This window comes from Stenotrophomonas sp. SMYL89, from assembly GCF_036319985.1.
Classification (GTDB): Bacteria; Pseudomonadota; Gammaproteobacteria; order Xanthomonadales; family Xanthomonadaceae; genus Stenotrophomonas; species Stenotrophomonas maltophilia_Q.
This window is the reverse complement of sequence record NZ_JAWIRW010000020.1, coordinates 15,886-25,739: the sequence shown is the minus strand read 5'-3', so window position 1 is coordinate 25,739 and position 9,854 is coordinate 15,886. Positions and strand designations below refer to the sequence as shown.

General features: G+C 66.9%; 8 protein-coding genes. 2 read left to right on the top strand and 6 right to left on the bottom strand.

Going from position 1 to position 9,854, the window contains the following annotated elements:
- Nucleotide 1: 1 nt before the first annotated feature.
- From V3B41_RS18005 to V3B41_RS17980, 6 genes are all read right to left on the bottom strand, one after another.
- Complete coding sequence (locus V3B41_RS18005) at nt 2–1,027, bottom strand: AAA family ATPase (RefSeq protein WP_197632876.1); 1,026 nt, start codon at nt 1,025–1,027, stop codon at nt 2–4.
- Between the two features lie 198 nt (nt 1,028–1,225).
- On the bottom strand, nt 1,226–3,193 hold the full coding sequence (locus V3B41_RS18000; protein ID WP_100443671.1) for a type IV pilus secretin PilQ family protein: 1,968 nt from the start codon (nt 3,191–3,193) through the stop codon (nt 1,226–1,228).
- A gap of 21 nt (nt 3,194–3,214) precedes the next feature.
- Nucleotides 3,215–3,748 (bottom strand): pilus assembly protein PilP, encoded by a 534-nt coding sequence (locus V3B41_RS17995; protein WP_295549991.1) that lies wholly within the window; start codon nt 3,746–3,748, stop codon nt 3,215–3,217.
- Nucleotides 3,745–4,401 (bottom strand): type 4a pilus biogenesis protein PilO, encoded by a 657-nt coding sequence (gene pilO / locus V3B41_RS17990; protein ID WP_005410857.1) that lies wholly within the window; start codon nt 4,399–4,401, stop codon nt 3,745–3,747. Before pilO ends, V3B41_RS17995 begins: the two co-directional genes overlap by 4 nt.
- A complete protein-coding gene (locus tag V3B41_RS17985) occupies nt 4,398–5,282 on the bottom strand; it encodes a PilN domain-containing protein (RefSeq protein ID WP_286074097.1) in 885 nt (294 codons plus the stop codon). Before V3B41_RS17985 ends, pilO begins: the two co-directional genes overlap by 4 nt.
- Nucleotides 5,282–6,340 carry a pilus assembly protein PilM gene (locus V3B41_RS17980; RefSeq protein ID WP_099552984.1) on the bottom strand — a complete coding sequence of 353 codons (1,059 nt, stop codon included), beginning with the start codon at nt 6,338–6,340 and terminating at the stop codon, nt 5,282–5,284. The genes V3B41_RS17985 and V3B41_RS17980 overlap by 1 nt, the downstream gene beginning before the upstream one ends.
- 219 nt (nt 6,341–6,559) lie before the next feature.
- On the opposite strand from V3B41_RS17980, the gene V3B41_RS17975 reads away from it, so the two are divergent.
- Both V3B41_RS17975 and V3B41_RS17970 read left to right on the top strand, forming a co-directional pair.
- The gene (locus V3B41_RS17975) at nt 6,560–8,983 is read left to right on the top strand and encodes a penicillin-binding protein 1A (protein WP_049432636.1); all 2,424 of its coding nucleotides are present in this window, start codon (nt 6,560–6,562) and stop codon (nt 8,981–8,983) included.
- Nucleotides 8,984–9,179: 196 nt separating this feature from the next.
- Complete coding sequence (locus tag V3B41_RS17970; protein ID WP_049432633.1) at nt 9,180–9,824, top strand: hypothetical protein; 645 nt, start codon at nt 9,180–9,182, stop codon at nt 9,822–9,824.
- Nucleotides 9,825–9,854: the final 30 nt, after the last annotated feature.

Below are 9,854 nucleotides of genomic sequence, written 5' to 3'. Positions count from 1 at the left end.
CTCAGGGTGCCGGCACCCGGGCCAGCAGCTCCTGCACCAGGCGCTCGCCATCCCAGCCTTCGGCGGTGGCTTCGTAGCTGGGCAGCACGCGATGGCGCAGCACGTCGGCGGCGACCGCACGCACATCGTCGGGAGTGACGAAGTCGCGGCCGGCCAACCAGGCGCGTGCACGTGCGCAGCGTTCCAACGCAATGGAACCACGCGGGCTTGCGCCCCAGGCGATGCGGCGCCCAAGGCCGGCGTCATAGCGCGACGGATCACGCGAGGCCAGCACAAGTTCGACCAGATAGCGTTCCAGTGCCGGTGCCATATGCAGGTCCAGCACTTCGCGGCGGGCGTCGAACACATCCTGCATCGGCAGCTTCTCCGGTGCGGGTGCCACCTCGCCCAGCGCGCCACGGGCACGCTCGCGGGCGAGCCGCAGGATCTCTGATTCGGCCGCCTGGTCCGGGTAGCCGATGCGTACGTGCATCAGGAAACGGTCCAGCTGCGCTTCCGGCAGCGGGAAGGTACCTTCCTGCTCGATCGGGTTCTGCGTGGCCATCACCAGGAACAGCGGCGGCAATGCGTAGGTGTGACGGCCAACGGTGACCTGGCGCTCGCCCATCGCTTCCAGCAGCGCCGACTGCACCTTGGCCGGCGCACGGTTGATTTCATCGGCCAGCAGGATCGGATGGAAGATCGGGCCGGGTACGAATTCGAAGCGCCCTTCCTGCGGGCGCCAGATCTCGGTGCCGGTCAGGTCGGCCGGCAGCAGGTCGGGGGTGAACTGCACGCGGGCGAAATCCGCCTCCAGGCGCGAGGCCAGCGCGCGGATGGCCGTGGTCTTGGCCAGGCCCGGCGCGCCCTCCACCAGCAGGTGGCCGTCGGCCAGCAATGCGATCAACAGGCGTTCGACCAGGGCCGCCTGGCCGACGATTTCGGCCGACAGCGCGTCGCGCAGCTGGTTGAAGGCGCCATGCAGGCGGGAGGTGGCCGGCGCGGGCGGCGGCGAGACGGTTTCGGGCATCGGCGGTGGCAGGTTCATGGGGGCCTTTGACCGGCGCGGGACGGCACGGGTTCCCGACATCATCGCAGGGTGCCTTGCGATTGGCATCAAGAACGGCTGAACGGGCACCTCATCCACGCATGGCGTGGATCTACCGGATCGTCCGCGCATTACGTCCGGCATGAACGAAGAAGGGCCGCGCATGGCGGCCCTTCTTCGTGTCGCGGGTGCGTTGGCTCAGTTCTGCCTGGCCACGCGCAGCACCTTCGGGGTGACGAACACCAGCAGCTCGGCCTTGTCCTTGCTGCGGCCACGCTTCTTGAACAGGTTGCCCAGGAACGGCACATCGCCCAGGAACGGAACCTTGCTGATGCTGTTGCGGTCGGTGAACTCGTACACACCACCGATGACCACGGTCTGCCCGTCCTCGACCAGCACTGCGGTGTTCACTTCGCGGCGGTTGATCGACGGCACGGTGCCATAGCCTTCCAGCTGGATCAGCCGATCCACTTCGTCCTTCTTCACCTGCATGTTGAGGAACACGCGGTTGTCGTTGGTGATGGTCGGGGTGACCTTCAGTTCCAGCACCACTTCCTTGAACTGCACGTTCGGCGTAGCGACACCGCCGGCACCGGCACTGATGGTCACATAGCCGATTTCCTTACCCTGCTTGATCAGGGCCTCGCGCTGGTTGGTGGTGACCACGCGCGGGTTGGAGATCACTTCACCACGCGACTCCTCCTGCATGGCCGACAGCTCCACGTCCAGCAGGTAGCCGGCATTGAGGATCGATAGCGCCAGCGAGCCCGCGGGGTTGGTGGACGCCGCCGGCATGGCCCAGTTCAGGCCACGGGTGATCGTCGAACCGACCGGAATCGGCGCCGGGCCGGTGCTGCCGCCCGCCACCCAGTCACGGTACGCCTTCGCGTTGGTCGCATTGGCTTCGACCTGCGACTTGCGGGTTTCCGCATTGGCTTCGAGGTTGCCGCTGAAGTAGGCGTTGTCGCGGCTGCCGCTGATGCCGAACCGCGCACCCAGCTCACGCGCGAAAGTATCGGTAGCGATGACGATGCGGCTCTCGATCAGCACCTGGTCGACCGGACGGTCGATCACGCTGATCAGTTCACGCATGCGCGCGATCTTCTTCGGGATGTCGCTGATCATCAGCGTGTTGGTGCGCTCGTCGGCGACGATGCGGCCACGGCCGGACAGGAAGCCGCTTTCCTCCTGCGACGACCCACCGCCCCCGCCACCTGCACCACCACCGCCACCACCGCCGATGCCCTTGGCTTCGGTCAGGGCTTTGAAGATCTGGGTGGCGCTGTGGTAGTTGATCTGGACGTAATCGGTCACCAGGTCTTCGCGGTTCTCGATGGCGATGCGCGCGTCTTCCTTCTCCTGCTCGAACTTGGCCAGTTCGGCCTGCGGGCCGACCCAGATCACGCTGCCGTCGCGTCGCTTGTCCAGGCCCTTGGCGCGCAGCACGATGTCCAGCGCCTGGTCCCACGGCACGTTGACCAGGCGCAGCGTCACATTGCCCTGCACCGAGTCGGAGGCCACCACGTTGAGGTTGGACTCTTCGGCGATCAACTGCAGCACGGTGCGCACCGGCACGTCCTGGAAGTTGAAGGTCACCGGCTTGCCGGTGAAGCCGCGCTGGCCGACGGCCTTTGCCGCCTGGGTGACGCTGCCGGCGGTCACTGCACCGACGGCGGCCGGAGCCTGCCGCGCGCTGATCTCGACCACGTATTCGTTGCCGCTCTGGTAGGCCAGCGACTCCACCGCACCGCCGGTGCTCAGCACCAGCTGGGTGCCGGCGCCGGACGGCTTGGCGTCGATGCGCTGCACCGGGGTGGCGAAGTCGACGACGTTCAACGGCTTCTGCAGATTGGCCGGCAGGCGGGCGTTGCCGACGTCGACCACCACGCTGTTGCCCTGCGTGCGCAGGTCCGGGATCGCGCCCTGGCCGTCAAACTGCACGATCAGGCGGCCCGCGCCATCATCGCCGCGCTTGAAATCGATCTTGGCCACCGACAGGCCGGCGGGTGCCGCGGCCGGTGCGACGGTGGTGCCCACCGGCTTCTCCGCCGGTGCGGCGGCCAGCGCCGGAGCGCAGGCCAGCATCAGCGCGACTCCCAACGCGCTGACACGGTTCAAGGTAGAGCGCCGGATGGGACGCAGCCCCTTGGCTTGGTGAAAGGTCATCGTGCTATCCCCAGTAAACGATCATTGATCTTCAAGCGAGAGCGTTGCCGGCCGTTCCAGCCAGCCACCCGCGCCATCCGGCACCAGTTCGATCAGCTCCACGCGGTCTTCGAAGACCGCAGTGACCCGCCCGTCGCTCTGCCCCAGGTAGCCGCCCGGGCGCACCCGGTAGGTCACCTTGTCCGGCCCCATCACCAGCGCGACGGTGCCGCCGCCGGTGCCGATGGTACCGACCATGTCCAGTGCGTCCAGCGGGAAGCCCTCCAGGGGCTCCTTGCGCCGGTTCGGATCCGGGCGCAATCCGCCATTCCCCTGCGGATTGGTCCAGGCGTCGGTGAACGGATCACGCAGGCCCTGCGCGGAGTACTCGAAGGTCTCGAACTGCTGCATCACAGGCAACGGTTCCAGCGGCTGCGCCGGCCGGGCACGTTCGCCTTCCACCCACTTCTCGAGATTCGGCGCGTCGCCCGGCGTGCTGGTCACGCCACGGCCGCAGGCGGCCAGCAGCAGCACGGCAGCGACCATCCCGCAACGTGCAAGGAAGGAACGGATCACTTGCTGCCCTCCTTGCCGGCTTCAGCCTTCTGCTGTTCCTGCACCTCGGTCTCGTCGAGATACCGGTAGGTCTTGACCGTGCCGGACAACTCCAGCGCACCGGCACGCGAACCACCGCCAGCCTTGTCCGCCGGCTTCAGGTTGATGTCGTGCATGGTCAGGATCACCACGCGCGGCAGCGAGGCCACGCCACTGACGAACGCGCCGAACTGGTGATAGCTGCCCACCATCTTCAGCTTGATCGGCTTCTCGGCGTAGAACTCCTTGACCTGCTCCTGTTCCGGTTCGAACAGCTGGCTGGTCAGGCCGCTGGACAGCGCGGTCTGCGAAATGTCGATGATCAGGTCCGGCATTTCGGTCTTGCTGGGCAGCTGCCGCAGCATCTGCTGCAGGACCTGCTCCATCTGCGCCAGCTGCTGCTTCAGCGGCCCCAGGTTCACCGCGCGTTCCTGCTGCTTGGAGAACTCGGTACGCAGATCGCTTTCCTTCGACTCCAGGCTGGCCAGTTCATCACGCTTGCCGCTGATCAGCAGCATCCACGCAACGAACATGATGACCAGGGCCAGCAACGAACAGAAGACGATCTTGGCCTTCTGCGGCCAGTTGCCGATGTCGTTGAAATCCAGGTTCTTCAGATCGATTTTCTGGCTCATGCGCGATCCCCCTGCAGCGGGGCGTAAGAGGCCTGCGGCGGCTGCGCCAGGCGGCTGCCCTCAGGCCTGGCGGCCGGTGCCGGTGCGGCGGGCTGGTTCGGCTTGGCCGGTGCAGGCGCCGGCGCAGTGGCCGGTGCGGTGGCCGGCGCCGCTGCCGGGGCCGCCGCCGGTTGGGCCGGGGCCGGCGCTGCTGCAGCGGCCGGGGCCGCCGCATCGGGGCCGGCGGCAAGCGGCGCCACGGCGGGCGTCGCAGCCGGCGCGGCCGCCACGCTGCCATCAGCGTTCAAACCGGGGGTGCCGGTCTCTTCACTCTGCGCAGGCAGCTTCACCGTGACCTTGAACATGTACGGCAGTGCCTTGATGTCCGATACCGGGCCGGCAGCACTCTTGTCTGCGGCACTGGCCTGGATGATCGACAGCTCCGGGTTGGTCATCCAGCCGGAAGTTTCCAGGTTGCGCATGTAAGCCGACACGCGTGCATTGGACTGGGTGCGCCCCTCGAGGGTGAGCATGTCCCCCTCCTGCTGCAGGGCGGTCAGCACCACGCCGTCAGGAATCGTGCGCACCAATGCGTCGAACAGGTGGACCATCTGCGAGCGCTTGGCCTGCAGTTCCTCGATCACCTTCTTGCGGGCCAGCAGGCGGTCCTTCTGCGCATCGAGGCGGTCGATCTCCTTGTTCTGTTCCTTGACCTTCTCGATCTCGGCTTCCAGATAGGCGTTGCGGTCCATCTGGCCGCTCACCTGGCGGTCGTAGTAGAACCAGATCAGCAGCGACAGCAGCAGGCCACCGATGGCGGCCATGCCCAGCATTGCGTAGAACTCGCGCTGGCGTTGCTTGCGCCGCTCGGCGCGCCAGGGCAATAGATTGATGCGTGCCATCAGTCGAAGCTCCTCAGCGCCAGACCGGTGGCGATCATCAGCGCGGGGGCATCCTGGGCCAGCGCATGCGCGTTCACCTTCGGGCCCAGGGTCATCTGTGCCAGCGGATTGGCGACCACGGTCGGCACGCCCAGCTGTTCTTCGACCATCTCCGGCAGGCCACCCAGCACGGCGCAGCCGCCGGCCAGCACGATGTGGTCGACGCGGTTGAACTCGCTGCCGGCATAGAAGAACTGCAGCAGGCGGCTGATCTGCTGGACCGTGGCCTCCTTGAACGGCTCCAGCACTTCCATCTCGTAGCTTTCCGGCAGCCCGCCCTGGCGCTTGGCCAGGCCGGCTTCCTCGTAGCTCAGGCCGTAGCGGCGCATGATCTCGTCGGTCAGCTGCTTGCCACCGAACACCTGTTCGCGGCTGTACAGGCTGCGGCCACCGCGCAGCACATTGAGCGTGGTCATGGTGGCGCCGATGTCGACCAGCGCGACCACGCCGTCGCTGGACACCGGCAGCTCGCTGGCGACCAGGGCGTAGGCGTTCTCGACCGCGAAGGCCTCCACGTCCATCACCTTGGCCTGCAGGCCCCCCAGTTCCAGCGCGGACTGGCGCAGTTCCACGTTCTCCGAACGCGACGCGGCCAGCAGCACCTGGACCATCTCCGGGTTGTTCGGGATCGCCCCGATCACCTCGAAGTCCAGGTTCACTTCCTCGATCGGGTACGGAATGTAGTTGACCGCTTCCAGCTCGATCTGGGCTTCCATGTCGTTCTCGTCGAGCTCGGCCGGCATCGGGATCACCTTGGTGATCACCGCCGACCCGGCAACGGCGGCGGCGGCCAGCTTGGCCTTGCTGCCTGAACGATTCATCGCACGGCGGATGGCCTCACCCACGGCCTCCACTTCGACGATGTTCTTCTCCACCACCGCATTCGGCGGAAGAGGTTCCACAGCGTAGTGTTCCACACGGAAACGATTGCCGCTGCGGGACAGCTGCAAAAGCTTTACCGCAGTCGAACTGATGTCGACGCCTACAAGCGGCGACTGACTTTTTGGGATGAGCCCCACGGTTTCTCCCCTGCCGACGGGCACTTGGACGCAAGACCTGCGTCCGAGCATTAATAACGTATTCTTAGCAAATGGCAACGGCCCTGCTGTGAAGTTCCTCACGGATTCACGATGCAGCCCCTGACTGTTCCCCTTGCGCTCCCCGGTGCCGACCCCAGCCGCCACCTTGCGTAATCTATACTCTGCGACCACGAAATTCGCAATCGGAATCTGAACCCGATGACTCGACTCCGCCGCTGGCTGCGCTGGATCTTCCTGATTGTCCTGGTCCTGGCGCTGATCGGCGCGGCCGCCGTGGGCGGTCTGTACTACGCTGTGTCCTCCAAGCTTCCCGACGTGCAGACCCTGCGCGACGTGGAAATGCAGGAGCCGATGTACGTCTATGCTGCCGACGGCAAGCTGATGGCGGTGTTCGGCGAGACCCGGCGCACCCCGATCACCATGAAGGACGTGCCCGAGAAGCTGAAGCAGGCGTTCCTGGCCACCGAGGATGCCCGCTTCTACGAGCATGGCGGCGTGGACTACATGGGCATCGGCCGTGCGGTGTGGCTGCTGGCGACCACCAGCGACAAGCGCGTGCCGGGTGGCTCCACCATCACCCAGCAGGTGGCCCGCCAGTTCTTCCTCAGCTCCGAGTACAGCTACACCCGCAAGCTGGCCGAGATCCTGCTGGCGCGGAAGATCGAGTCCGAGCTGAGCAAGGATGAGATCTTCGAGCTGTACCTGAACAAGAGCTTCTTCGGCAACCGCGCCTACGGCGTGGCCGCCGCGGCCGAGTTCTACTACGGCAAGAAGCTGAACGAGCTGGACCTGGATGAAATGGCCTCGCTGGCCGGCATTCCCAAGTTCCCCTCGTCGGGCAACCCGATCTCCAACCCGGAACGTGCCCGCCAGCGCCGCGACAACTACGTGCTGCAGCGCATGGCCGACCTGAAGTTCGTCAGCCAGGCCGAGGCCGACGCGGCCAAGGCCGTGCCGATGCACGCCACCGCGCATGAGCCGCCGGTGCAGGTGGATGCGCCCTACGTGGCCGAGCTGGTGCGCCAGGAAATGATCGCCCGCTTCGGCGGTGACGTCGTCAACAAGGGTTACCACGTCACCACCACCATCGACTCCACCCTGCAGACCGCCGCCAACCAGTCGGTGCGCGACGGCCTGCTGCTGTACGACCACCGTCATGGCTGGCACGGCGTGGAGAAGCAGGTCCAGGTCGGTGCCGGTGAAGACGCCGCCGCCCTGGCCGAGCACCTGCGCGGCATGTTCGGCCAGGCCGGCCTGCTGCCGGCGATCGTCGCCAGCACCGGTGCCGATGGCAGCGCCACCGTGGTGCTGGCCAACCGCAGCGAGATCGTGCTGCCGGCCGGTGCCGCCAAGTGGACCAACAAGACCCCGGGCAAGCTGGTGCAGCGCGGTGACATCGTGCGCGTGCGTGCCGGTGCCAAGGAGGGCGAGTGGCTGCTGGACCAGATTCCGCGCGGCCAGTCCGCGCTGGTCTCGCTGGATGCCCACAACGGCGCACTGAAGGCGCTGGTCGGTGGCTTCAGCTTCTCCGGCAACAAGTTCAACCGCGCCACCCAGGCCCGTCGCCAGCCGGGTTCGAGCTTCAAGCCGTTTGTCTACGCGGCCGCCTTCGACAAGGGCTACAACCCGGCCTCGATCGTGCTCGACGCCCCGGTCGTGTTCCGCGACCGCCGCGGCAAGACCTGGGCCCCGCAGAACGATGGCGGCGGCTTCCGCGGCCCGATGCGCCTGCGTGAAGCGCTGGTGCAGTCGCGCAACCTGGTCTCGGTGCGCCTGCTCGACGGCATGGGCGTGGACTACGCACGCAAGTACATCAGCGAGTTTGGTTTTGCCGAATCCGAGCTGCCGCCGAACCTGTCGATGTCGCTGGGTACTGCTTCGCTCACCCCGCTGTCGGTGGCCCGTGGCTACGCCGTGTTCGCCAACGGCGGCTCGCGCGTGGACACCTGGCTGATCGACCAGGTGAACGACCGCGACGGCAACCTGGTGTTCAAGGAAAACCCCGCTCTGGCCTGCCGCGACTGTGCCGGCAGCAGCGACCAGCCGGTCAACCAGGTGGTGGACGGCTTCAACTTCGGCGCCCCGGCCCCGAAGGTGGACCCGGCCGCTGCGGCCAAGGCCGAAGCCAAGACCGAGACCCCGGCGGCCCCGGTCAACCCGGATGCCCGCACCGCCCCGCGCGCGATCGACGCCCGCACCGCCTACCAGCTGGTGTCGATGATGCGCGACGTGGTCCAGCGCGGTACCGGCGTGCAGGCCAAGGTACTTGGCCGCGAGGACGTGGGTGGCAAGACCGGTTCCACCAACGACCACCGCGACGCCTGGTTCTCCGGCTTCGGCGGCCCGTACGTGACCACCGTGTGGGTGGGCCGCGACGACTTCCGCTCGCTGGGTTACCGCGAATACGGTGGCAAGGCCGCCCTGCCGATCTGGATCGACTACATGCGCACCGCGCTGAAGGACACCCCGATCGCGCAGAACGATCCGCCCAGCGGCATGGTCCAGGCCACCCTCAACGGCGCAACCGAGTGGGTGAAGGTGGAAGACATGGATCGCCTGACCGACTACGACCTGAACCTCAATACGCCGCAGGCCGACGCCGCCGCGTTCGATATCTTCTAAGAGGCAGGTAGGGATGGGGGCCAACCTTGGTTGGCACCGCCTCTGTAGAGCCGAGCCCATGCTCGGCTCCGGTGGCCCGCGATAGAGCAGCCGAGCATGGGCTCGGCTCTACAGGATCAACGGCACCCGCACATACCCACGCAGATGTCACATCCGTGCGCTAGTCTGTAGCCAGGTCGCAACAGGGAGTCATCGCATGCATCGCGCCCGCCAGCATGCTGCCAGCCAGACCCGCGAGCGGCGCCACCGCCTCGCCCACGAAGCCGCCCGCCTGATGGCCGAAGGCGGCATCCGCGACTACCACCAGGCCAAGTTGAAGGCCGCCAGCCGGCTCGGCATCCACGACGATGCCTCCCTGCCCCGCAATACCGAGATCGAAGACGCCCTGCGCGAGTACCAGCGGCTGTTCTCCGGGCCCCAGCATGGCAACGAACTGCAGCGTCGTCGCGAAGCCGCAATGCGTGCGCTGGAGTTCCTGCACGGCTTCTCCCCGCGCCTGGCCGGCCCGGTGCTGGATGGCACCGCGGATGCCAACAGCCCCGTGCAGCTGCACCTGCACAGCGACGACCCGGAGGCGGTGCATCGCTTCCTGGACGAGCACGGCATTCCCGCAGAATCGCGGGTGCGCCGCCTGCGCATGGACCGCGAACGCAGCCTGGATGTGCCGGTATGGGTGTTCAGTGCCGAGGAACTGACCTTCGACCTGGCCGTGCTGCCGTACGACGCCCTGCGTCAGGCACCGTTGTCGCCGGTGGATGAGAAGCCGATGCGGCGCGCGTCTGTTGCGCAGTTGCGGCAGGTGCTGGCGGAAGCGGAGATCACCGCGTACATCGGCGGATGACGACGGTAGCGCCGGCCCATGGCCGGCGAG

What these genes read in the sequence shown, in the direction of transcription:
- V3B41_RS17985 (WP_286074097.1), bottom strand. Translation starts at nt 5,282, where the DNA reads ATGGCACGCATCAATCTATTGCCCTGGCGCGCCGAGCGGCGCAAGCAA.
- V3B41_RS17975 (WP_049432636.1), top strand. Translation starts at nt 6,560, where the DNA reads ATGACTCGACTCCGCCGCTGGCTGCGCTGGATCTTCCTGATTGTCCTG.
- V3B41_RS18005 (WP_197632876.1), bottom strand. Translation starts at nt 1,027, where the DNA reads ATGAACCTGCCACCGCCGATGCCCGAAACCGTCTCGCCGCCGCCCGCG.
- pilO (WP_005410857.1), bottom strand. Translation starts at nt 4,401, where the DNA reads ATGAGCCAGAAAATCGATCTGAAGAACCTGGATTTCAACGACATCGGC.
- V3B41_RS17970 (WP_049432633.1), top strand. Translation starts at nt 9,180, where the DNA reads ATGCATCGCGCCCGCCAGCATGCTGCCAGCCAGACCCGCGAGCGGCGC.
- V3B41_RS18000 (WP_100443671.1), bottom strand. Translation starts at nt 3,193, where the DNA reads ATGACCTTTCACCAAGCCAAGGGGCTGCGTCCCATCCGGCGCTCTACC.